Annotated in this window: 23 protein-coding genes and 1 pseudogene; 13 read left to right on the top strand and 11 right to left on the bottom strand. The window is 73.8% G+C overall.

The window, feature by feature from the left end:
- Positions 1-343 precede the first annotated feature (343 nt).
- Positions 344-961, top strand: a complete 618-nt coding sequence (wrbA, locus tag ACGF5C_RS32280; RefSeq protein WP_357703889.1) for an NAD(P)H:quinone oxidoreductase — start codon at positions 344-346, stop codon at positions 959-961.
- 84 nt (positions 962-1,045) lie between these two features.
- On the opposite strand, the gene ACGF5C_RS32275 is transcribed toward wrbA, so the two are convergent.
- Positions 1,046-3,037 carry a chorismate-binding protein gene (locus ACGF5C_RS32275; protein WP_393307799.1) on the bottom strand — a complete coding sequence of 664 codons (1,992 nt, stop codon included), beginning with the start codon at positions 3,035-3,037 and terminating at the stop codon, positions 1,046-1,048.
- Positions 3,038-3,310: 273 nt separating this feature from the next.
- Complete coding sequence (locus ACGF5C_RS32270) at positions 3,311-3,691, bottom strand: zinc ribbon domain-containing protein (protein ID WP_393307797.1); 381 nt, start codon at positions 3,689-3,691, stop codon at positions 3,311-3,313.
- Between the two features lie 80 nt (positions 3,692-3,771).
- On the opposite strand from ACGF5C_RS32270, the gene ACGF5C_RS32265 reads away from it, so the two are divergent.
- The 4 genes from ACGF5C_RS32265 (at position 3,772) to ACGF5C_RS32250 (ending at position 8,642) form a co-directional block, all read left to right on the top strand.
- Complete coding sequence (locus tag ACGF5C_RS32265; RefSeq protein ID WP_393307795.1) at positions 3,772-5,151, top strand: FGGY family carbohydrate kinase; 1,380 nt, start codon at positions 3,772-3,774, stop codon at positions 5,149-5,151.
- Between the two features lie 102 nt (positions 5,152-5,253).
- A complete protein-coding gene (locus ACGF5C_RS32260) occupies positions 5,254-7,767 on the top strand; it encodes a nitrate- and nitrite sensing domain-containing protein (protein WP_393307793.1) in 2,514 nt (837 codons plus the stop codon).
- Positions 7,764-8,186, top strand: coding sequence for a roadblock/LC7 domain-containing protein (locus ACGF5C_RS32255; RefSeq protein WP_393268154.1), 423 nt, complete (start codon positions 7,764-7,766; stop codon positions 8,184-8,186). The genes ACGF5C_RS32260 and ACGF5C_RS32255 overlap by 4 nt, the downstream gene beginning before the upstream one ends.
- 204 nt (positions 8,187-8,390) lie before the next feature.
- The gene (locus ACGF5C_RS32250; RefSeq protein WP_393307791.1) at positions 8,391-8,642 is read left to right on the top strand and encodes an e9imm peptide; all 252 of its coding nucleotides are present in this window, start codon (positions 8,391-8,393) and stop codon (positions 8,640-8,642) included.
- Between the two features lie 24 nt (positions 8,643-8,666).
- Here the strand turns inward: ACGF5C_RS32250 and ACGF5C_RS32245 are convergent, their stop codons facing one another.
- The 3 genes from ACGF5C_RS32245 to ACGF5C_RS32235 form a co-directional block, all read right to left on the bottom strand.
- Positions 8,667-9,188: a GNAT family N-acetyltransferase gene (locus tag ACGF5C_RS32245; RefSeq protein WP_393307789.1), complete on the bottom strand. Its 522-nt coding sequence runs from the start codon at positions 9,186-9,188 to the stop codon at positions 8,667-8,669.
- 141 nt (positions 9,189-9,329) lie between these two features.
- Positions 9,330-9,752, bottom strand: coding sequence for a DUF5959 family protein (locus ACGF5C_RS32240; RefSeq protein WP_393307787.1), 423 nt, complete (start codon positions 9,750-9,752; stop codon positions 9,330-9,332).
- A gap of 373 nt (positions 9,753-10,125) precedes the next feature.
- Positions 10,126-10,812 carry a DUF3159 domain-containing protein gene (locus tag ACGF5C_RS32235; RefSeq protein WP_393307785.1) on the bottom strand — a complete coding sequence of 229 codons (687 nt, stop codon included), beginning with the start codon at positions 10,810-10,812 and terminating at the stop codon, positions 10,126-10,128.
- Positions 10,813-10,897: 85 nt separating this feature from the next.
- Between ACGF5C_RS32235 and ACGF5C_RS32230 the strand changes: the two genes are divergently transcribed.
- A complete protein-coding gene (locus tag ACGF5C_RS32230) occupies positions 10,898-11,785 on the top strand; it encodes a phosphatase PAP2 family protein (protein WP_393307783.1) in 888 nt (295 codons plus the stop codon).
- Positions 11,786-11,886: 101 nt separating this feature from the next.
- Here the strand turns inward: ACGF5C_RS32230 and ACGF5C_RS32225 are convergent, their stop codons facing one another.
- Complete coding sequence (locus tag ACGF5C_RS32225; RefSeq protein WP_393307781.1) at positions 11,887-12,339, bottom strand: YbhB/YbcL family Raf kinase inhibitor-like protein; 453 nt, start codon at positions 12,337-12,339, stop codon at positions 11,887-11,889.
- Positions 12,340-12,462: 123 nt separating this feature from the next.
- On the opposite strand from ACGF5C_RS32225, the gene ACGF5C_RS32220 reads away from it, so the two are divergent.
- On the top strand, positions 12,463-13,131 hold the full coding sequence (locus ACGF5C_RS32220; RefSeq protein ID WP_393307779.1) for a maleylpyruvate isomerase N-terminal domain-containing protein: 669 nt from the start codon (positions 12,463-12,465) through the stop codon (positions 13,129-13,131).
- 189 nt (positions 13,132-13,320) lie between these two features.
- Here ACGF5C_RS32220 and ACGF5C_RS32215 read toward each other — a convergent pair whose 3' ends face one another.
- Positions 13,321-14,202, bottom strand: coding sequence for a DUF1028 domain-containing protein (locus ACGF5C_RS32215; RefSeq protein ID WP_393307777.1), 882 nt, complete (start codon positions 14,200-14,202; stop codon positions 13,321-13,323).
- An 88-nt stretch (positions 14,203-14,290) separates the two neighbouring features.
- Positions 14,291-15,508 (bottom strand): low temperature requirement protein A, encoded by a 1,218-nt coding sequence (locus ACGF5C_RS32210; RefSeq protein ID WP_393307775.1) that lies wholly within the window; start codon positions 15,506-15,508, stop codon positions 14,291-14,293.
- Positions 15,509-15,656: 148 nt separating this feature from the next.
- Between ACGF5C_RS32210 and ACGF5C_RS32205 the strand changes: the two genes are divergently transcribed.
- The 4 genes from ACGF5C_RS32205 (at position 15,657) to ACGF5C_RS32190 (ending at position 18,431) form a co-directional block, all read left to right on the top strand.
- Positions 15,657-16,631 carry an LLM class F420-dependent oxidoreductase gene (locus ACGF5C_RS32205; RefSeq protein WP_393307805.1) on the top strand — a complete coding sequence of 325 codons (975 nt, stop codon included), beginning with the start codon at positions 15,657-15,659 and terminating at the stop codon, positions 16,629-16,631.
- Positions 16,628-17,419 (top strand): SDR family oxidoreductase, encoded by a 792-nt coding sequence (locus ACGF5C_RS32200; RefSeq protein WP_393307773.1) that lies wholly within the window; start codon positions 16,628-16,630, stop codon positions 17,417-17,419. The genes ACGF5C_RS32205 and ACGF5C_RS32200 overlap by 4 nt, the downstream gene beginning before the upstream one ends.
- Positions 17,420-17,517: 98 nt before the next feature.
- Positions 17,518-17,802 carry a hypothetical protein gene (locus ACGF5C_RS32195; RefSeq protein WP_393307771.1) on the top strand — a complete coding sequence of 95 codons (285 nt, stop codon included), beginning with the start codon at positions 17,518-17,520 and terminating at the stop codon, positions 17,800-17,802.
- Positions 17,787-18,431 carry a dihydrofolate reductase family protein gene (locus tag ACGF5C_RS32190; RefSeq protein ID WP_393307769.1) on the top strand — a complete coding sequence of 215 codons (645 nt, stop codon included), beginning with the start codon at positions 17,787-17,789 and terminating at the stop codon, positions 18,429-18,431. The genes ACGF5C_RS32195 and ACGF5C_RS32190 overlap by 16 nt, the downstream gene beginning before the upstream one ends.
- A gap of 97 nt (positions 18,432-18,528) precedes the next feature.
- Here ACGF5C_RS32190 and ACGF5C_RS32185 read toward each other — a convergent pair whose 3' ends face one another.
- Complete coding sequence (locus tag ACGF5C_RS32185) at positions 18,529-19,023, bottom strand: hypothetical protein (protein WP_393307767.1); 495 nt, start codon at positions 19,021-19,023, stop codon at positions 18,529-18,531.
- A gap of 292 nt (positions 19,024-19,315) precedes the next feature.
- On the opposite strand from ACGF5C_RS32185, the gene ACGF5C_RS32180 reads away from it, so the two are divergent.
- Together ACGF5C_RS32180 and ACGF5C_RS32175 are read left to right on the top strand one after the other, a co-directional pair.
- Positions 19,316-19,741, top strand: a complete 426-nt coding sequence (locus ACGF5C_RS32180; RefSeq protein WP_393307765.1) for a hypothetical protein — start codon at positions 19,316-19,318, stop codon at positions 19,739-19,741.
- A gap of 111 nt (positions 19,742-19,852) precedes the next feature.
- Positions 19,853-20,494 (top strand): annotated as a pseudogene (locus tag ACGF5C_RS32175) (GNAT family N-acetyltransferase); the annotation flags it as partial.
- Positions 20,495-20,884: 390 nt separating this feature from the next.
- On the opposite strand, the gene ACGF5C_RS32170 reads toward ACGF5C_RS32175, so the two are convergent.
- Together ACGF5C_RS32170 and ACGF5C_RS32165 are read right to left on the bottom strand one after the other, a co-directional pair.
- On the bottom strand, positions 20,885-21,790 hold the full coding sequence (locus ACGF5C_RS32170; RefSeq protein WP_393307763.1) for a hypothetical protein: 906 nt from the start codon (positions 21,788-21,790) through the stop codon (positions 20,885-20,887).
- Between the two features lie 88 nt (positions 21,791-21,878).
- On the bottom strand, positions 21,879-22,514 hold the full coding sequence (locus ACGF5C_RS32165; RefSeq protein ID WP_393307761.1) for a methyltransferase family protein: 636 nt from the start codon (positions 22,512-22,514) through the stop codon (positions 21,879-21,881).

Genomic DNA, 22,514 nt, shown 5'->3' with positions numbered 1-22,514 from the left:
ACCCGGGCGTACACCACCACCCGCTCGACGCCAGCCGAGGCAGCAGGTAACGGCTCGCCCACCATGATGAGTCGACCCAGCCGGTAAGTAGGAACAGGCAGCGTCCCAGCCGCGTACTGCCGCCGCGCGGTGACATACGCGACGCCCTGAGATGCCGCCCACTCCTTCAAATTCACCCGGCCACCATAGCGCCCCTAGGGGCGCTAGAGACCACTCAATCGCGAGCAGTTGTTAACCCCCAGCATCTCGCACGTCGGGTAGGCCGGGTCGCGTCCCCGCCGTTTGACGCCGCAAGTACCGGGTAGTCGCCGGAGCTGACCCGACATGAGGAGGGAAACACCTGATGGCTGCCCAGACCAAGGTCGCGGTGATCTACTACAGCGCGACCGGCATCACGTACCAGATGGCGCAGGCGGCTTGCGAGGCCGCCGGTGAGGCCGGCGCCGAGGTGCGCCTGCGCAAGGTGCGCGAGCTGGCGCCGGACGAGGCGATCCGCTCCAACTCCGGCTGGCACGCGCACCGCATGGAGACCCAGGACGTCCCGGAGGCCCAGTTGGACGACCTGTCCTGGGCGGACGTGGTGATCTTCGGAACGCCGACCCGGTACGGCGTGATGGCCGCCCAGCTCAAGCAGTTCATCGACACCACCGGGCCGCTGTGGTCGCAGGGCGCCCTGGCGAACAAGGTCTACTCCGCGTTCTGCACGACGGCCACCTCCCACGGCGGCCAGGAGGCGACCCTGCTGTCGCTGTTCACCGTCTTCTACCACTGGGGTGGGGTGGTGGTCACCCCCGGCTACACCGACCCGAGCCAGTTCGTCGCCGGCAACCCGTACGGCGCTTCGCACACCAGCAACAACGGCGAGACCGCGCCGGACGACATCGCCCTCGGTGCCACCGCCCTGACGACGAAGCGGGCGGTGCAGATCGGTGTCGCACTGAAGGCCGGCCTGGCCGGCTGAGCCGGCGGCGACCGGCGGCCCGGACGGGGGCTCTCGACCCGCCGGACCACCGGTCGCACCCAGCCCTACCCCCGATCGGGACGGCTATGCACGCTCCACCGTCGCCGACCGCTCGCCGGTCGCGGACAGTTCCCCGGCCGTCGACAGTTCCCCGGCCGTCGACAGTTCCCCGGCCGTCGACCGTTTCCCGGCGGGGGAAGGCAGCAGCCCGGACAGCAGGTCGGCCAGGACCGCCAGGCCGTCCGGGCTGAGCACCGACTCCGGGTGGAACTGCACCCCCGCCACGCCCCGCCCGCGCAGCGCGTGCACCGCGCCGTCCGCCCCGTCGCGCGCCACCTCGACCGGCCCGTACGGGGTGGCCAGCCGGTCGGCGTCCGCCCGGGCCGTGAACGTCGAGTAGAAGCCGACCCGGCGCCGCGTGCCGAAGAGCCGCACCTCCCGCTGGAGCCCCTGGTAGGGCGCGTCCCGGCGGTGCAGCGCCAGCCCGAGCAGGCCGCACAGCAGCTGGTGGCCCAGGCAGACCGCCAGGGTCGGCCGGCCCTCGGCGAGTAACCCGGCGAGCAGGCCGCGCATCGCGACCATCTTCGGCTCGGTCGTGCTGCCCGGGTCGCCCGGACCGGGACCGACCACCACCAGGTCGTAGCCGTCCACGGGGCCGGCGGCGTGCCACGGCCGCAACGTCACCGCCAGGCCCAGCGCGCCCAGCTGGTGGGCGAGCATCCCGGTGAACGTGTCCTCGCCGTCGACGATCAGCACCCGACGCCCGGCCAACCCGGGCAGGCCGGGCGCGTCCGGGGCGCGCTGGTCCAGCCAGAACCGGGCCAGCGGCGCGTTGCGGGCGGCCAACGCCGCGCGGACCTCGGGGTCGTCGGCGAGGCGTACCGGCGGGCGCGCGCCGGACGCGGGGGCCTGCGGGCCCAGGCCCAGCGCGGCGAGCACGCCGGCGGCCTTGGCGTGCGTCTCGGCCACCTCGCCCTCGGCCGTGGAGTGCCGGACCAGGGTCGCCCCGACCGGCACCCGCAGGTCGCCGGCAGGGGAGATCTCGGCGGTCCGGATCAGGATCGGCGCGTCCAGGCTCTGCCGGCCGGCGTCGTCGCGCCCGAGCAGCGCCAGCACCCCCGCGTAGTAGCGCCGCCCGGTGCGCTCGTGCCGGGCGATCACCCGGCAGGCGTTCTCCATCGGGCTGCCGGTGACGGTGGGCGCGAACATCGTCTCGCGCAGCACCTCCCGCACGTCCTTCGTGCCCCGGCCGGCGAGCAGGTACTCGGTGTGCGCCAGGTGGGACATCTCCTTGAGGTACGGCCCGACCACCTGGCCGCCGTGCTCGGCGACGGTGGCCATCATCTTCAGTTCCTCGTCCAGCACCATGTACAGCTCCTCGATCTCCTTGGGGTCGGCGAGGAAGCGCAGCAGCGCGCCCCGGTCGGCGTCCGCGCCGGTGTGCCGGAAGGTGCCGCTGATCGGGTTCATCATGACCAGCCCGTCGTCGACGCTGACGTGCCGCTCCGGGCTGGCGCCCACCAGGATGCGGGTGCCGGTGTGCACCACGAACGTCCAGTACGCCCCGCGCTCGCCGGACAGCAGCCGGCGCAACGCGGCGAGCGCGGCGACGAGCGGCGGCCCCTCGACGGTGGCGCGCAGGCAGCGGTGGATGACGAAGTTCGCGCCCTCGCCGTGCCCGATCTCCTCGGCGAGCACCCGGCCGACGGTGGCCGCGTACGCGTCGTCGCTGACGTCGAAGCCGGCGCCGGCGGTGCGCACGGGCACGTCGGGCAGCGCGGCGAGGGCATCGGCCAGACCGATCCGCTCGTGCCGGGCGATCTCCAGGCACTCCAGCGGCACGCCGTCGTCGACGCAGGCGAAGCCCCGCTCGGTGACCTGCCGGTAGGGCACCAGCGCCAGCGTGCGGGGGCCGGGCGGCCCGTCGGGCAGCGGGATGTCGGCGAGCCGCTCCGCCACGCGTACCGTGCCGGTGAACAGCTCCAGGTGGTCGGCGCCCTCGCGTCGGACGAGCGCGAACGGGCCGGGGTCGGCGCCGGCGGCCACGGCGGCCAGCAGCTCGGGCAGGTGGGTCATGGGTCTCCTCGGGCCGGGCGGCACCCGGGCGGGGCGACCGGGAGGGCCGGGGAGAGACCGGCGGCCGCCTCGTCGGGCGGCCGCGTGGGGAAGCTACGCGCGGGGGATGGCCGCCGGGTCGGCGGGCCACCAGCAGGACAGGTGCGCGAGCATGGCACCACCCTACGCGGCGGCCCACGGGCCGGGAAGCCGATCGGGCGTACGGCCCACCCGCTGGGACGCCGGGTCGCGGCGCAGCGGGTAACTTGGCCGTCGTTGACATCCTCCCCCGTCCTAAAGGACGGGGATTCCCTGGGTCGCCCCAGGGGTTTCCTGCTTCGTCGCCGATCGCCCCGTTCGGGAGGAGTCCCGTTGAGGTCTTACACCGGCTCCACAGGCAGTCACCGCCAGCCCGGCGGTCAGGATGTTGCGTGCCGCGTTGACGTCGCGGTCGTGGGTGGTGCCACACCGGCACGCCCACGCCTGCACGTTCAGCGGCATGGTCTCCGCGACGGCTGCGCAGGTCGAGCACGTCTTGGACGACGGGTACCAGCGGTCGATCACGACCAGGTTCCGGCCGTACCAGGCGCACTTGTAGGCGGTCAGCATCACGCTGGTCGCGTGGTAGTTGACCCGTTCCCGCCGCTGGTACCACGCCTCGGTCCGGGCGTGCAACGCCAGGTTGTAGACCTGCTTCGCAGGAGGTTCCGTTTCCTCCCCGGCCTGAAGGCCGGGGTATCCACGGAAGGAGCCTGATGAACATTCTCGCGCTCGACCTGGGCACCTCCTCGGTACGCGGGCTCGTGCTGGACGCGGACGCCCGCCCGCTGCCCGGCGCGCTGGCCCGGCGCAGGGTGAGCCTCGTCGTGCACCACGACGGGACCGGCACGCTGGACGGCCCCGGCTACCTGGCCTGCCTGGTCGAGTGCCTGGACGAGCTGGCCGCGGCGGGGCACCTGCGGGACGTGTCCCTGGTGGCGACCTCCGCGCAGTGGCACTCGGTGGTCCCCCTGGGCGCCGACGGCGCGCCCCTCGGGCCGGTGCTGACCTGGCTGGACACCCGGCCGGCGGCCCTGCCCGGCGCGCCGGGGCCGGCCGACCCGGACGATTTCCACCAGCGCACGGGCACGTGGTGGCACCGCTGCTACTGGTCGATCCGGCTGCCGTGGCTGCGGGAGCACACCGGCGGCCCGATCGCCCGGTTCGCCGGCCTGGCCGAGTACGTGCTGGGCGAGCTGCTCGACGCCGCGCCGATGTCGATCTCCCAGGCGTCCGGCACGGGGCTGCTGGACCTGCGGACCCTGGACTGGGACGCCGAGGCCTGCGCGCTGGCCGGCAGCCGGGCCGAGGAACTGCCCGAGCTGGCCCCGGCGCGGTGGCGGGGCCGGCTGCGGCCCGCGTACGCGTGGCGCTGGCCCCAGCTCACCGACGCGCCGTGGGCCGGGCCGGTGGGCGACGGCGCGGCGTCGAACGTCGGCACCGGCTGCGTCGCCCCGGACCGGGTCGCGGTGACCGTGGGCACCTCGGCAGCGGTCCGGCTGATGCAGCGCGGCCCGGCGGGCGAGGAGCTGCCCCCGGTGCCGGAGACGCTCTGGCGCTACCGGGTCGACCACGACCACGTGGTGACCGGCGCCGCGTACTCCTCCGGCGGCAACCTGTTCGCCTGGGCCAACCGGGAGCTGCGACTGCCCGAGGGCGCGGAGCTGGACGCAGCGCTGGCCCGGCTGCCGCCCGACGGCCGCCTGCCGGTGAACGTGCGTTTCGGCGGCGACCGGCCGCCCGGCCTGGTGCCGGCCGGCTCCGGCGAGCTGCGGGGGCTGAGCTTCAGCAGCAGCGCCGTGGACATCCTGGCCGGGCTGATGCGGGGCCTGTGCGACCTGGTCGCCGAGGACCTCACGGTGCTGGAGTCCACCGTCGACAAACCGGTCGAGGTGGTGCTCGGCGGGGGAGCGGTGGCCGCCTCACGCTGGTGGCGTTCGGCGTTCGCCGCCGCGCTCGCGCCCCGGCCCGTGTGGCACGGGCGCAACCCGGAGGTCGGGGCGAGCGGTGCGGCGCTGGTCGCGCTGGGCCGCGTCGGCGACGCGACCCGGCTCGCCGACATCGGCCGGACGGACGAGTCCGCCTCACCCTCCTGAGCCGCACCTCAGCCCGGCCCGTTGACACAGCTCGCGGGCCTGATTGGATGGACTCCGTTCCCCGGGTCGCCGCGGCGGACGCGAGGGACGTAGGAGGCAGGTGTGGGCGCAGGTCCGGGCCCGGCACGGGGCGAGGTGCCGCACCACCGCCGGCGCCGGTTCGACGTCCGGGTCGTCCCGCACCGGCGCCGTTCGCCGTTCCGGTTGCGGGACTGGCGGATGCGCACCAAGCTCGCCACCGTGCTGGTCATCCCGTCGGTGGCGTTCCTGGTGCTGGCCGGCGTGCAGACCCACGCCCTGGTCGGGCGGACCACCGCGCTCGGCGACTTCGCCGAGCAGGTGGGCATCGGCCGGCAGATCACCGCCGTGGTCCACCAGCTCCAGCAGGAGCGGGACCGGGCCGCCGGCGAGCTGGGCGAGCTGCGGCGCAGCGGCGCGGGCGCCGACCGGGACGCGGCCATCGTCGCGCTGAAACCGTTGCAGAGCGCCACCGACCAGGCCCTGCGTGAGCTGCGCCGCGCGGCCGAGCCGCTGGCCGACGCCGACGCGTCCTGGCGGGTCGCCTACTCCGAGGTGCTGGAGGCCTACCAGCAGGTCGTCTACATCCGGGCCGCGATCCCCCCGGCGGTGCTGGGCAGCGACACCATCCTCAGCAACTACCACCGCGCCGTCGACGCGCTGCTCAGCCTCCTCGCCGAGCCGTCTCCCGGCGAGGACCAGCCCGCCCTCAGCGACGCGGTGCTGCGCTACGTCCAGCTCGCCCGCGTCAAGGAGCTGTCCTCCCGGGTCCGCGCGCAGCTCTACGAGGCCGCCCGGTCCGGCCGGTACGGCGTGGAGGACCAGGTGGTCCTGACCGACCTGCGGGCCCAGCAGCTCACCGCGCTGGGCGCGTTCCGGGTCGCCGCGACGGCCGCGCAGATCGGCCGCTACGACGAGACCTCCGTAGACCCGGCGTTCCTGGCCGCCACCCGGCTCGAGGAGCAGAGCCTGCCGACGGGCGACGCCCAGCCGGCCGTGCTGCCCGCTCCACAGTGGTGGGCGGCCAGCGAGCAGCGCCAGGAGCTGCTGCGCCGGGTCGAGGCGTCGGTGCTCGACGACGCCGTACGACAGGCCGACGAGGTGAGGGCCGCGCAGTTGCGCACGACGCTGCTGGTCGTCGGCGTGGTCGTCGCGGTGCTGCTGGTGGCCCTGCTCATCTCCGTTCTGGTCGGCCGGTCCATTGCCCGGTCCATGCGGCTGCTGCGCGGCCAGGCCCTGCGGATCGCCCAGCTGGAGCTGCCGGAGGCCCTGGACCGGCTGCGCACCGTGACCGGCGGTGTCCCCACGATCGAGGTCCCGCCGGCGGTGGTCCGCTCGCTCGACGAGATCGGCGAGCTGGCCGAGGCGTTCGTCGCCGTGCACCGCAGCGCGGTCAGCGTCGCCGTGGAGCAGGCCACCACACGGCGCAACGTCAACGCGATGTTCGTCAACCTCGCGCGGCGCAGCCAGGTGCTGGTCGAGCGTCAGCTGGAGCTGCTGGACGACCTGGAACGCGAGGAGAGCGACCCGGACCAGCTGGAGAACCTGTTCAAGCTTGACCACCTGGCCGCCCGCATGCGGCGCAACGACGACAGCCTGCTGGTGCTGGCCGGGACCGAGTCGACCCGCCGGTGGAACCGGCCGGTGGGGCTCGGCGCGGTGCTGCTGGCGGCCAGCGCCGAGATCGAGCAGTACCAGCGGGTGCGCCACGAGGCGGTGGCCGACCTGCACGTCGTCGGCCACGCCGTCGGTGAGCTGGTCCACGTCCTCGCCGAGCTGCTGGAGAACGCCACCTCGTTCTCCCGCCCCGACACGGTCGTGGCCGTCACCGCCGGGGCCGAGGGCCCCGGCGCGGTCATCGAGATCGCCGACGAGGGCCTCGGCATGAGCCCCGCCGCCCTGGCCGAGGCCAACGCCGTCCTCGCCACGCCGCCGGCGGCCGACGTCGCGACCGTCGAGCGGATGGGCCTGTTCGTGGTCAGCCATCTCGCCGCGCGGCTCGGCGTCGAGGTGCGGCTGCACGGCGGCGCGAACGCCGGCCTCGTCGCCCGGATCCGGCTGCCCGGTGACCTGCTGGCCCCGACGCCTGCGACGGAGCCGGGCGCGTCCGCCCCGGCGCGGATGCTGACCTCCGCGGTCGCCTGGGCCGGCGCCTTGTCGCCGGACGAGATGCCGGTGGCCGGCCGACGCCCGGAGGCCGCCGTGCCCCACCAGACCCGGCCGGTGCGGGCCGAGGAGGTGCCCGTGCCGGCGGCCGGGGGCGCGGCGGCCGGGTCGCCCACGGGCGGCAGCTGGTGGTCCCGCCAGGGCCCGGCGCCGGCCCCGGTGCGGGGGACCTCGCCCGCCCCGCCCGCCGTCCCGGTGACCGGCGGGACCAACGCCGGCGGGCTGCCCGTACGGGTGCCGATGGCCCAGCTCTCCGCCGTCACCCAGCCGGCGCGGCCGCAACAGCCGGCGGCACGCCACGACCCGGACCCGGAGGCGGTCGGCGGCATGCTGTCCCGGCTCTACAGCGGCGTCCGGCGGGCCGAAGCCGAGGACACCACCGAGATTTTCATGCCGCCCGCCGGCGTGCGCCCCGAAGGAGGAGATCGATGACGACGTTGAGCCAGGAGGCCCGCGACCTGAGCTGGCTGGTCAGCGGATTCACACAGCGGGTGCCGGGAGTGGCGCACGCCATCGTGGTCTCCTCCGACGGCCTGCTGGTCGCGATCTCCGATCACCTGCCCCGGGACAACGCCGACAAGCTCGCCGCGGTGACGTCAGGGCTGATGAGCATTACCGCGGGCGCCGCCCAGATGTTCGACGGCGACGTGGTCAAGCAGACGGTCGTCGAGATGGGACGCGGCTACTTCCTGGTCATGCAGGTGCGCGACGGGTCGATCCTGGCCACGCTGGCCGGCGCGGACGCCGACATCGGCGTGGTCGGCTACGAGATGGCGCGGCTGGCCAAGCAGGCGGGGGAGATGCTCACCCCGGCGCTGCGGGCGGAACTGCAGCAGGCCCTGCCGCGCTGACGAACGGCGTACCGCGTGACGCCGGGATCGCTCGGCCACGGCGTCACGCCGCCGGCGGCGTACCGGACCGCATGGTCGGATCGATGGGCCGCATCGGCGCCGCCGGAGACAACGCGTCGTAGTCCCGGTCCTTCGATGTTCCAAGGTCAAGGATCATGCGGCGTGCCATTGGCGTGCCATTAGCCCCGGTCGGAGGAGGGCGGCTTGCCTGCAAAGCTGACCCGAAACGAGGCGATCCACCTCGTTGAGCGGATCATGCGGCTCGACTACGCAGGCGACGCCGAGCTGAACGACTGGCTGGACCGGCTCGAACGCGACCTGGGCTATCCGGACATCTCGGATCTGATCTTCACGGTTGTGCCCGAGTTGACGCCGGCCGAGGTTGTCGACCGAGCCGGCGCCTATCAGCCGATCGCGATGCGGTCCACACCATGGACGGAGTCGTCGACTACCTAGGAGCGTGGGTCAGTAACGCAGCGGTCAGCCTTGCTGGCGGAAGTCCAGCATGTAGAAGACCTTGTCGTAGCGGCGTTCGCCGACGGCGACGAAGCCGGGCAGACGGCCGTATTCGGTGAAGCCCAGCGACCGGTAGAGGTGCAGCGCATTGGTGTTGTCGCCACGGGCGTCCAGGGTGAGGACCTCGATAGCCGCCTCCCGGGCGTCAGCGATCAAGGCAGCGGTCAGCGCCCGACCGACACCACGACCATGGGCAGCAGGCTCTACCGCGACCTTCTCCAGATCGGCGTGGGGCCGATGCGTCGGTCGGGCGTAGCGGAGCCAGTACCCCAACCCGACAAGCCGACGGTCGAGGTAAGCGACACGCAGGGCTGCATCCCCGGCCTGCACCGCAGAGACGACGTGGCCGAGAAGTTGCGCCACCTCGTTCCGCGAGGGTGGTTCGACCCAGCCCAGCGCAGCACCTCCACTGACCAGGTCCGCCAGGATCTGGTGGGCCGACTCCGCAAACCGGGCCTCCAACTCCGGATCGGAGGTCAGCTCCATGGCATCAACGATGGCGGGCTCGGTGGTCCCAAACGGTCCCCAGCGGTCATGATCGGGCATCGACACCGCCGGTGAGCAGGCGTTCCGGACAGATCACGACAGCCGGAAAACGATCTTCCAAATTGAAGCTCAGGCCTACCCTCACTGGGGCCGCTTCCAGGAATCCGTCAGGGCACGGAGGCGTCGTCGATGGCTCGCAATCCAGTCCGCGGGCAGAACGATGGGAACGCGGACCGTGACCATGGAGTATGACTCGTCCTTCACGACCACTTCCGGGCAGTCCCAATCGCCGGTGAGCTGGATGAAGACGGAAGGCCCTCCGTCCATCTCCATCCATGCGATGTCCTGGCCGGCGTCGAGGCCGTCCAGCGCGTTGCCCCAGGCCTGCAACTTGGAGGCGCTCAGGATCAGGTTGGTGCGGCCACTCACAAAAGGAGTCTCAACGACGATCTCACCAGCGAGTCCCGCCAACCATGTCGGCTCCGGGCCGAGGACCTTGATGCGGACGCTGTTCCCCTCATCGTCAGCGAGAACGACAAGATCCATCGGAGCGACGTCAGCCACTGCTCTCCCTCGGACGGGTACCTGGCAATTGTCGCCCGCCTGCGCCGGCTGGCTCCGCCCCGAACCCCGGCCCTCCTCAGAGATCAGCCCCAGGTCCCCTTATCGGAGCGCTCCCAGCATAGCCACGGGAGCTGTCGACCGGGCGAGAGGGAACGTCGACGCCCGGTCGGCGGACGGCCTGACTCCCACGGTCAGGCCGGGTGGACCGTCCCTCCGACCGACGCGGCGGAACGGATCGACCAACCCCGCCACCCGGATACGCAACGGGCGCGAAAAAGCCCGCAAAAACAGGCCGTCACGGGATCACGCGCGGGACCGCGACGGAGTAACGTACGTCACCGGAGAGGCCGCTCCCCCCGTGGCGGCCTCTCCCTCATCTCTCCGCCGCGACCACGACGGCCGGAACGACCGGATGCCGCAGCCCCGGGTGACCCGCCGGCAGCGACCGGCGCACCACCACCCAGCTCACCGCCAGCGCGGTCGCCACCAGCGGCCAGGTCAACGCCACCCGGGCGACCGTCAGCGCGACCACCTGGCCACCGAGCCACAGCGGCAGGAACACGAGCACCCGCAGCACGTAGGTCGCCGCCCACACCCAACTGCCCCGGCCGTACGCGCGCAGCAGCGCCGGATCGCGCCGCCACCGGCTGCGCTGCCCGAGCGCGACGCCCACCACCACCCCGAGCAGCGGCCAGCGCACCGCGATACTGACGACCCAGGCCAGCGCGCTCGCCGCGTTGGAGAGCAGTTGGACGAGGAAGAAGTCCTCGGCGCGCCCGGTGCGCAACGCGACCAGCGCGGCCACGCAGACCGCCAACAGCCCGACCAGCACCGAGCGCGGTCGGTCGCCCCGCCGCAACCGCCAGCCGGCCAGCACCGCGCCCGTGACGACCGCCGCGCCGACCCCGGCCCACAGCGAGTGGCCGCCGATCAGCCAACCGACCGCGAACGCCACCGGCGGTAGAGTGGCGTCGACCGCGCCCCGACGCCCGCCGAGCAGGTCGGCGAGGCTCTCCGGCCGGTCCGCCGGGGTCGTCCCCCGTTCCGGTGTGCTGACCACCCGCCACCTCCTCACGTCCGCCCCCAACCTATCCGTCGTCGGTGGGCAGGCCAGCGGGTGGCCGGGGCGGGCTGGCCGCTACGGTGTGCGGGTGCGAGCGACGCCGAGGGGTTGGACCGCAGTCTGGTTGGTCGTCCTGGCGATCGTTCAGGCAGCCGCCTTCCTGGCCGTGTGGCGGGTCGCCCTGCACATCGAGGCAGGTCAGTGGGTCGACACCGTCGCGCTGACCGGCAACCGGATCGGTCAGGACCGCATCGACGGCCCGGTGGACCGGATCCTCAACGCCATGTCGGTCGTGTCGCTGCTGGCGGCGACCGCGATGATCGGCTTCATCGCGCTGATCCGGGGCCGCATCGCGCTCGCCGTCACGGCCACCCTGCTAATCGCCGGCGCGAACGGCACCACCCAGCTGCTCAAGTACGGACTGGCCCGGCCGGACTTCGGCATCGACCCGGAGCGGATCTACGCCGGCAACAGCCTGCCCAGCGGCCACGCCACCGTCGCCGCGTCGGTCGCGGTGGCGCTGGTGCTCGTGCTGCCACGCAAGGTGCGGGCGCTCGGCGCCTTCCTCGGGGCCGGCTACGCCGCGGTCGCCGGGGTCGCCACCCTCTCCGCCGGCTGGCACCGGCCCAGCGACGCGGTGGCGGCGTTCCTGGTGGTCGGGGTGTGGGCGGCGCTGGCCGGGCTGCTGCTGCTGGTCATGCAACGCGAACAGGCGCAGGTGGAGTCGGCCGACGCGCACCGGGTCGCCGCCACGGTGCTCGGCGTGGGCGGCGCGCTGGCGGCGGTGGCCTGCGGGCTCGCCCTGGCCTGGCTGCTCGACCTGCGCGCGATCCCGCCCGACGAACTGGCCCGCCGGCCGCTGTTCGTCGGGTACGCCGGCAGCGCCGCCGGCATCGCCGGGACGATGGGCGTGGTGATGGCGCTGGTGCTCGCCACCGTCCACCGCCTGGTGCCCCGCGTCAACGGCTGAGCCCGGCACGCCGCCCGCCTCCGGCAGGGCTGACAGCGGCCCTGCCGCCTCCCGGCACAGGGCCGCCCCGGAACGCAGCCTCCCGGCAGGCGTTGCGCGCGTCAGCGGGAGTAGGTGCCCACCATCGTCCCGCTCGCGATGTCCCGCTGGACGAGCGTGCGGTGCACGTCGTCGGCGTGCGGCGTGTCGGGCAGCTCCAGCGGCCGATCCAGCGCGTAGAGCCGGAAGAAGTACCGGTGGGGATCGTCGCCCTGCGGCGGGTGCGGCCCGCCCCACCCGGTAGTGCCGAAGTCGTTGGGCCACTCCCTGCCGCCCAGGGGCACCCCACCCTCGGGCGCCCCGGCCGCGGTCGGCGCGATGCCCGTCACCAGCCAGTGCAGGAACGGGGTCTTCCCGGCGTCCGGGTCCTCGACGAAGAGGACCAACTCGGTCGCGGACTCCGGCACCTGCGACCACTCCAACGGCGGTGAGACGTTGCCTCCCTCGCGGGAGAATCGGGTCGGCAACATGTCGTGGTCGTTGAACGCGGTGCTGCGCAGCATGATCCCGGCCATCGGTGGCGCTCCTCTCCTCGACCCCGCCGCGGGTACCCGCCTGGCGGCCGCCGAAACGGCCACGCCGCGGCCGAGCGGCGGTGTGAGAGGGTCGGGGCGGCAGACACGGACGGGGGAGGACCGGTGGAGCGGGTACGGGCGGCGTTCCGGGACGAGTGCGCGCGGCTCGGCGAGGTGCTGCGCGGCGTCGACGAGGCGGATCTCGACCGCCCCACCGACTGCCGCCCCTGGACCGTGCGGGAGCTGCTGGCCCACGTGCGTACCGGCGCCGGGCGGCTGGTCGACATGCTCGCCGCGCCGGCCCCGCCCCGCGCCGAGGTCGACGCCGCCGCGTACTACGGCGCGGCCAAGTTCACCCCGCCGGTGGACGCCGCCCGCGTCGACAGTGGCCGGCGGGAGGCCCGGGAACTCGACGGCCCTGCCCTGGTGGCCGACTTCGACCGGGCCTGGCGGGACGCCCTGGTCGCCGTCGACGCCCAGCCGCCCGGCCGGGTGGTGCGCACCCGCCACGGCGACGCGATGGCGCTGGCCGAGTTCCTGCGTACCCGCGTGGTGGAGGTCGGGGTGCACGGCCTGGACCTGGCGGCGGCGCTGGACCGGGAGCCGTGGCTGACGCCCAGGGCGGCGGAGGTCGTCGCCGGCCTGCTCACCGGCGGGCGGCCCATCCCGGCGGAGCTGGGCTGGGACCGGCTCACGCTGATCCGCAAGGCCACGGGCCGGGCCGACCTCACCGCCCGGGAGCGGGCCGTCCTGGGCGCCACCGGCTTCCGCTGGCTCTCCTTCGGCGGCTGACCGGTCTCCTCCCGCCGACCGCGCGAGTCGTCGCCGCGTGCCGCCGTCGACCTGATCCGCAACCCCGACCACGCCGCCGCGCTGACCGCCGTCCGGGCGACCGGCGAGGCCGGAGGCCGGGCTGTTCGCGGATCTCCGCGCGGGGTGTCCGCTCCCTCCCCTGGGAGGGGCGTCGCCGGGCGACGCGGGTCAGGTGGTGGCGAGCGGGTCCGCCCCCGCGCGCGGCGCGGGCACCCGCGGCACCGCCTCGCGCAGGTGGTCCAGCACCACGGGGTCGATGCGGCCGGGCACCAGCCGCTCCTCCAGGTTCTCCATCCCGGCCCAGGCGAAGAGCGCCTCCTCCGGCCGGTCCGGGTCGACCGGCAGACCCAGCGCGGCCAGCAGCCCGCCGACCTCCGTCGCCACCGCCCCGGTCAGGTCGAGCAGGGTGGCCGGATCGGGCCGGCCGAAGAGCAGGGTGTGCAGCGCGAGCAGCCGGCCCAGCTCGGCCACCGGATCGGGGTGGTCGTCGACCCGCAGGTCGACCAGGACATCGCTGGTGCCGCCGTACCCGCCGCCGCGCTCGACCACCAGCAGCCCGGCGCTCTGCCGGCCGCGCCGGTCGCCGCCGGCCTGGTCCCCGGCGCGCAGCGCGGCGACCAGCCGGTCGGGGAACGGCAGCGCCGTCCCGCCCAGCCAGGCGTCCCGCACCGCGTCGATCACCTGCGGGCCCGCCAGGATGTTGCCCTGCGCCGCCCAGCCGTCGCCGGCCTGGCCGCCGGCCCACGGGTGGCAGGCCGGGCCCGTCCAGGTCGCGCCCGCGCCCGCGGCGGCGACCACGCCGAGCTGGCGGTGGTCCCGGTCGGGGTCGGCGGCGACCAGGCCGGCGACCACGTCGGCGGCGGCCACCCCGGTGCGCAGCAGCGTCAACCCCTGCGGCCGGTACGCGAGGTTGACGTGCGCCTGGGTGGCGAGCGCGCCGATCTCGGCCGCGGCGGCCGGGACCAGCGCGCCGGCGGCCAGGAACCTGCTGGCCACGACGACGCCGTGCAGGCGGCCGTCGTCGGAGCGGGCGACGAGCGAGAAGGTCACTCGAGGAGATTAGCCGGCGGCCGGCGGCCATCGTCGGTGCTGGATGCGACCCTCCTGCCCTGGGCGGGTCCGGCGGTTCACCCGGGGCTCAGAAGGGCGGCGCCGCGGCCTCCGGCGGCGCGCCCCGGGCCCGGAGGGCGTCGGCGACCGCGACCGCGATCAGCACCGCGGCGGCGACGGCCGCGGCCACCAGCGACACGGCGCGCAGCAGCACCGGCATCAGGACCAGCAGCACGAGGGCGGCGATCCACCGCGACGGCGACACCCGGCTGAACACCTCGTACTCGAACCGGGCCCGGCCGACGAGGAAGAGCACCGGCCCACCGAGCACCATCGCCAGCCAGGCGACCTCGGGGCGGTCCAGCGGATGTTCGATCACCAGCTTGTAACCGATCGCGGTGGCGGTCAGCCCGACCACCATGACCAGGTGGGTGTCGGCCGCGGACCGGCCGATGCTGGCCGGGTGCCGGGCCCGGACGACGGCCTCGGCGAGGATCTGCCCGGCCCGCTGCACGTAGATCCGCCACAGCACGATCGAGGTGGCCAGTGCCAGGGCGAAGGCGAGCGTGTGTCCGCCGCCGCCGTTCGGGCCCTCGCTGTAGGCGAGGCCGGCGACCAGGATCGTCTCGCCGAGCGCGACGAGGAAGAACTGCTGGTACCGCTCGGCCAGGTGCTCACCAGCGATGTCCCACCGGGAGACGGTCGAGCGGCCCAGCCCCGGCACCGGCCAGCCGAACCGGGCGGCCAGGTACTCGGCGGCGAGCGCGGTGGTCCACAGCAGCACCCGCGGATTGGTCGGCACGAACGCGCCGATGATCCAGAGCGCGCCGGTCGCGCTGAAGGCGAGCAGCATCCGCAGGTTCAGCCGCCGGTACGGGTGCGAGCCCAGGGCGAGCAGCAGGATCAGCGGGCGGGAGACCTGCGCGACCACGTACGCCACGGCAAACATCAGCCCCGTCTCGCGGAACGCCCGGGTGATCGCCACCCCCATCACCATGCTGGCCACCAGGGCGGTGATGACGACAGCCTGCAACCAGGCGTGATGCGGGTCGTACCGGCTGGTCGTCCAGGAGGTGCCCTGCCACACCGCCCAGAGCGCGAGGAGCAGCAGCAGCGTCTTGGCGCCGCCGGTGACCGCGCCCCAGCCCCGGGCGCCCCCGGGCTCCAGCGCCAGGTCCTCGAACGAGCGGACCGAGATGCGGGTGAGCGCGAAGACGTACACCAGGTCGAAGAAGAGTTCGAGGAACGTGGCCCGGCCGGTGCCGCCGGCCGAAGGCAGCCGGCGTCCCGCCTCGTGGGTGGCCATGGTCAGCTCGCCCCGCCGTCGCGCACGCCCATCCCGCAGTCGTAACACCACCGACCACCCGACCGCCCGGCTACCGGGAAACCGGGGCGGGATCTTGATCCGGCCAGCGGCCGACGGGCACCATCGACCGATGACGACCCGATGGGGCATGACGGTGCCGCTGGACGGCATCCCGCTCGCCGACCACGCCGCGGTCTACGCCGCCCTCGACCAGGCGGGGTTCACCGACGTGTGGTCCTCCGAGGTCGCCGGGGCGGACGCGTTCACCCCGCTGGCGCTCGCCGCCGCCTGGCAGCCGCAGCTGCGCCTGGGCACCGCGATCACGCCGGTCTTCACCCGGGGGCCCGGCCTGCTGGCGATGAGCGCCGCCGCGCTCGCCGAGTCCGCGCCCGGCCGGTTCGCGCTCGGCATCGGCGCGTCCTCGCCGGTCGTCGTGCGGAACTGGAACGCCGTGCCGTTCGACGAGCCGTTCCGGCGCACCCGGGACGTGCTGCGCTTCCTGCGCGCGGCGCTGTCCGGCGCGACCGTCGACGAGGTGTACGAGACCTTCGCCGTGCGCCGGTTCCGCCTGGAACGGCCGCCGGCCGTACCGCCGCCGCTGCTGCTCGCCGCGCTGCGCCCGCGCATGCTGAGACTGGCAGGCGCGGAGGCCGACGGCGTCATCCTGAACTGGCTCGCCGCGGGCGACGTGCCGCGGGCGCTCGCCGAGGTGGGCGAGCGGCGCCCGGGATTCGAGGTGGTCGCGCGGATCTTCGTCTGCCCCACCTCCGACGCCGCGCACGCCCGCGCCCTGGGCCGCCGGCTGATCACCAGCTACCTGACCGTTTCCGCGTACGCCGAGTTCCACCGCTGGCTGGGCCGGGAGGAAGCGCTCGGGCCGATGTGGCGGGCCTGGGCCGCCGGGGACCGGCGGGGCGCCGGCGCGGCGGTGCCCGACGAGGTGGTCGACGCGCTGGTGCTGCACGGTTCGCCGGAGCACTGCCGTGAGCAGGTCCGCCGCTATGTCGACGCCGGGATCGACGTGCCGGTGCTGGCCCTGCTGCCCACTCCCGAGGTGGCCGCCGGCGGCACGGCGGCGCTGGCTGACCTGATCACGCGTCTGGGTCGGGGTGAGCGGGGGTGAACCTCACCGACCGGGTGGTGGTGATCACCGGCGGGGCCGGCGGCATCGGCTCGGCCCTGGCGCGGCGGTTCGCCGCCGAGGGCGCGGCGGCCGTGGTGGTGGCCGACCTCGACGCCGACGCGGCCCGCGCGGTGGCCGACGGCGTCGGCCCGGTCGCCCACGCCGCCGCCCTGGACGTCACCGACGAGGAGCAGGTCCGCGCGCTGGTCGCCGACACCGAGCGGCGGTACGGGCGGATCGACCTGTTCTGCGCGAACGCGGGCGTGACCACGAGCGGGGGAGTGGAGGTCGACGACGCCGGCTGGGACCGCGCGTGGCGGGTGAACGTGCTCTCCCACGTCTACGCGGCCCGGGCGGTGCTCCCGGCGATGCTGGCCCGGGGCGGCGGCTACCTGCTGCACACCTGCTCGGCGGCGGGCGTGCTGACCGCGGTAGGCGACGCGGCGTACACGACGACGAAGCACGCCGCCGTCGGCTTCGCCGAGTGGCTCTCCGTCACCTACCGGGACCAGGGCCTGCGGGTCAGTGCGCTGTGCCCGCAGGGCGTGGACACGCCGATGCTGGCCGAGGGGCTGGCCGCCGGGCACCTCGGAGCCCGGGTCATCGCCGCCTCCGGCGCGGTGCTCAGCCCGGACCAGGTCGCCGACTCGGTGATCGTCGGCCTCGCCGAGGAGCGATTCCTCATCCTGCCGCACCCGGAGGTCGCCGCGTACGCCCTCCGCCGCGCGGAGGACCCGGACGGCTGGCAGGCCGGCCTGCGCAAACTCGTCCGCCGCCTGCGGGCGTAGTGCTGCGACGCAGCGTCAGGGGTCCGCGTTGTGCCGGTGTAGGCGCTTGGGGGAGACCTAGGCGTGGGGTTTGTGCTGCTTCCGGACGGTCGGCGAGCTTGAGCCAGATGACGCCGGCGATGATCACGGCGAGCCAGCCGGCTTTGGCCAAACGTCGAGACATCGACCGTGAGCTCGACGTGCTGCGGGCACTCCGACGAGATGTCACAGATACTCCACGCGTGTCCAACCCAGGGATCGAGGACTCGATCAACGTGTCGGGTCAGTACGACCAGGTAGCCCAATTTCTGGCCGGTCACGGACGCGGCGATGAGTTTCTCGGGCCCGGGAAGTCTCACCAGCGTATCGACCAAAACAGGAGGAACGCGTGGCTCAATTACTGAGAGTGCAGAATTTCAACGTTTCGAGTGACGGAATCGGTGCCGGTGAGGGCCAGAGCCTCGAGCGTCCGTTCGGCCATGCCGATCCCGAGAGGCTTTTCGCCTGGGCCGGTGCCACGGCGAGCTGGCCCATGCGTACCGCCCCCGGGGGAAGTCGGGGCCTCGACGACTACTTCACGCGGGACTACGCACGCAACATCGGCGCCGAAATCATGGGCCGCAACAAGTTCGGGCCCCAGCGCGGGCCATGGAGCGACCATGAGTGGCGAGGCTGGTGGGGTGACGAGCCTCCGTTCCGCACCCCGGTGTTCGTCATGACACACCACAAACGTCCTTCGTTCACGCTCTCCGACACCACGTTTCACTTCGTCGACGGCGACCCGGCCACGGTCCTCGCACGGGCACGGGAGGCGGCGCAGGGCAAGGACATCCGACTCGGCGGTGGGGTTACCACCATCCGGCAGTTCCTTGACGCGGACCTCGTCGACACCATGCATGTGGCGGTTTCGCCGGTGAAGCTCGGGTCCGGACTACGACTCTGGGAGTCCTGCGATGAGCTGCTCGACCGGTTCCATCTCGAGGTCGTGCCCAGCCCGAGCGGCGTGACACACCACCTGTTCTGGCGAAGGTGACACGACGGCACCCAGGCTGCGGCCTGCTTGGCTGCTCTACGGTGCCGTTCGAGGGCAGCGCCCAGCGGAACAGGTGCGGAGGGGCGCCGCCCGGTCGTCAGCGAACCGCGCGGCGTCCACGCGCCCTGGACGTCTGGCCGTACGCCGACAGCGCCAGCGCGGTAACGCCCCAGAGGACGATCGCCCAACTCGTCGGTGGAGTCCAGGCCGACAGCCAGCCCGCACTGTCCGCCGTGCTCAGCGGAGCACGCGGCTGCACCGACATGGCCGCGACGGCGGAGCCGGCCGCCGCAAGGCCGCACAGCACCGGCACCACCGCGCGGCGGAACACGACTGCGGTGAGCAGAGCCGTTACCAGCCACAGGGATGCGCCGGACAGGACAGCGGCGGCGGTGGTGGCGTGGTCGGTCGGAGAGGGCTGCTCACCGAAGAATGCCGCGGAGGCGATGAGGCCCGTGTACAGGGACCATGCGGCGCCGGGCAGCGCCAGGATCAGCATCAGCCAGGGGTACGCCCAGTGGCCTGGTTCGCGGGGAGGGGAGGAGCCCGCAACGGCACCGTCGTGCTGCTCGCCATCTCCTGCGTTGGTCATGCCACGATCCTGGCCCGGCGCGCGTCGGGTCGCCTGAGTTGCGGTACTCACCGGCCCGTGCCGATTCGTCCGCCGCCTCCGCGCATGGTGCGATGTCCACGAGCGTTGCCAGTGCCGCAGCGAGGACCAGGCGGCGATCCGGCACGCCTCCAACGGCCGGTCGTGGTTTCCGGCGGGACACATGTTTCCTGGACACTAGCTAGCATCGGTGCGACGCGGTCGGGCCGTGCCCGACCGGAACGGGGGGCCAGTGGGCGCGGCGAGGCGGGCATCGCTCCGGCGGTGGGCCGGCGTGCCCCGGTGGGTTCGAGTCGTCGTGGTCGCCGCCGTCTGCGTCCTCGCGTACGGCGGGATCGTCCACCTGGGCGACCTGCTCGGCATCCGGCCGGGTGGTCCACGCCAGTCCACCCCCGCCTGGTTGATGCTGTACTTCACCTCGCTGACCGTGTTCGATCCGCTCGCGGCGCTGTTGCTGGCGCTGCGCCGGATCGAGGGGCTGCTGCTCGGTTGTGCCGTGTTCGGCAGCGACGCGGCGGCCAACGGGTACGCCAACTACGTGCTGGACACCGCGCCGGGGATCACGCCCGGCCGGATCGGGCAAGCGGTGCTCACTGCGCTCGCGGTCGCGCTGATCGCGGTGGCGCCCAGGGTCGCGCCCTGGCTGCACCGGCCGCGACGTGCCGGCGAGTGCGCTGTCCATGAACGTCGTCGGGTCTGATCGGGGGCGCCGTGATGACCCCGGGGCTCCGCCCCGAACCAGGTCCTCGCGGAGATCAGCGGGGCCGAATCTCAATACAGCTTGACCGGCCGAGCCAGTACGCTCGCGCGAATGCCGGTACACCCACATCCAGAAGACGACGCCGACTCGCTGCTTCTCGCCGACGACGGCACGGCGCTCGCCCGGATGCGCATACGTGACGACGCGGGGACGCGGGTCGCGGCCGAGGTTCGGCCGCTGCCCGGGGCGGCCCAGAGCCAGCTTGCCGAGCAGGTGCGCCGTGATCTCGCCGGATTTCGGCTCGAGACGTCTGATGACGCCTTGGCGGCTTCACTGGTGGCCGGCGGTCTCAAACTGCACAGGGCCGCGACCGACATGCGTCACGGTCTAGCCGATGTGCCCGCGCCGGTGCCGATGCCGGCCGGATGGTCGCTGGACAGCCCCGGATGGGACGACGATCTCGCCGAAGGCCTGACAGCGGCGTACGGGCCGGGCCATCCGGACGGGCCGTGGCAGGCGAGTGACACCGAGCAGGTGCGGGCGATGTTCGACGTCGGTGAGCTGGTACCGCCGCTGCTACCCGCCTCGGCCCGCCTGGTGGATCCCGATGGTCGAAGCGCCGGTCATGTCCTGTGTGCCGGACCGGTGCCGTGGACCGATGATGTCTGCGCCTGGATCCTCAACCTCGCCGTCGCGCCTCGTGCACAGGGCCGGGGGTTTGGTCGGGCACTGCTGACGCACGCGTTGCGCGGCGCGAACGACGCGGGGCTGCCGGCCGTCGGCCTGTCGGTGGCTGACGGGAACCCGCCCGCCGGATGTACGACAGCGCCGGTTTCCGTCCGGTCTCCCGGGTGCTCTCGGTGCTCCTGCCCGGGCCTTCCGATCCGCCGGTTCGGGTGCCGGCCGAGCAAGCGTCGTAGAGTACCGGGCCGGCGAATGATCTGGCGCAGATGGCCACACTGCGGCCTGCGTCAGCCCTCGTCCAGTCCGCACAAGGTCGAGCCCGGCCGCCGATGCCGAGTGATGCCGAGAGGGGTTTTCGCAGGCCGGGCGAGCGCACGCCAACCTGGGACGAGCCCTGGCGTGCCCGTCGCGATCCCGGCACGGCGCCCGACGGCGGATGACCACGATCGCAGCGGCAGGTCAGCCGAGACCGAGCCGGTGCAACGCGAGCGCTACGAACCCGCGCACCGGCCGGTCCCAGCCGGGTACGTCAGCATCGAAGTCCAAGCCGCGGGCTTCGGTGAGGACGTCGAGGGCCAGGTCGGGTAGCTGGTCGCCGAGCCGGTACGCCAGCCCCACCGCCGCTGTGACCCGGACGACCGCGGCATCCGCGGACAGCATCTCGCGGAGGCAGGCGTCGATCCGATCCGAGCCGGCCGGGAAGTGGGCCAGGGCCAGGTTGGCGCTGGCCCGGGCGGCGGCGCGGGCCTCGTCGTCCGGGACTGCGACGAGCCCGGCCAACGCGGCCTCGTCGGGCGCGAACCAGGCGAGTAGTTCGGCGGCGTACCCGGCCAGCCGCGGGTCCGGGTCGGTGAGCCATCGGACGTACCGGTCGGTGTGCCGGGCTCCGGCGTGGAAGGCGTCGGCCGCCCAGCGGACCGCCACGTTGTCGGCCAGCTCCGCGGCCTCGTCGTGCTCGAACAGGTCTTCGGCCTCCAGATGCCGCTCCACCAGCGCCGCATGTTCGTCGGTGATTCCCTCGGCGGCGGCGAAGGTGCAGCGCGGATCGAACGGCAGCTCGTCGTCGCGCCGGTCGCCGAGCACCACGCAACGGAGCAGGTCGGCCACTGCCGCCCGGTCCGGGGTGTCTGGGTCGTCAGCGAGCGCTACCAGGAACGGCACCACGTGACAGCTCGCCCCCCACCGGGTGCCCTGGTGGTAGACGTTGCCGAACAGCTCGGACAACGCACGGTGCCGAACCGGCGCCTCCGCCGAGCGCAACGCCCGCAACTGGTCCGGTACGTCGGCGGCGGGCCCGTACGCGTGGTGCAGCGACCCCCACGGGACCTCGTCGAGCCCGGCCAGCGGGTCGGTCAGTTGATCCATGTGGCGGTTCTACCAACAGCGGGCAGGGAACCGACAGCAGCGCTGACGGCCCACTTCGAGAATTCGGCGGTTGAGGGGTGACGGCTGGTCAACCTGTCCGTCGGGTGATCCGGGCGGGAGGCGCTACGGGGTCCAGCCGGCCGAGGCCCGGCAGGAAGCGTCCGACGCCGGCCGCGTAGCGGCGGTAGGCGTCGGCGTGGGTGGCGATCAGGTAGGGCTCCTCGACCGCGCGGACCTGGAGTTGCAGCGCGACGACCAGGGCCAGCCAGGCGATCAGCGAGACGGCGTTGGGCACCAGGAGGGTCAGGCCGAGGCTGGTGGCCGCCATTGCCGTGAAGATGGGGTTGCGGGCGAGCGCGAACGGGCCGCTGGTCACCAGGGTGGTGCGTTCGGTGGGGTCGACGCCGATGCGCCAGGAGGTGCCCATGGCGAGTTGGGCGGCGAGTGTGGCGGCGATGCCGGCGACGGCGACGGCCAGGCCGACGGCGTGCAGGGCGCGGTGGTCGAGGAGGGGCGACAGGCCGGCGAGGGCGGCCGCCGGGCCGGCGAAGCCGAGCGCGAGGGCGGCGACGAACAGCAGCTTGGCCCACCAGCGCAGGGTGCCGGGGCGACCGGCGTCGAGGCGGAGGCCCGTGTCGCCGGTGCGGCGCCATTGGGTCAGGGTGCGCCAGCCGAAGGCGAGCAGCAGGCCCAGCAGGTAGAGCGCGAGGGCGAGCAGGGCCAC

The sequence above is a fragment of the Micromonospora sp. NPDC047620 genome, assembly GCF_043205005.1.
Taxonomy (GTDB): domain Bacteria; phylum Actinomycetota; class Actinomycetes; order Mycobacteriales; family Micromonosporaceae; genus Micromonospora.
Note: the sequence above shows the minus strand (reverse complement) of the source record. Positions and strands in the feature narration are given on the sequence as shown.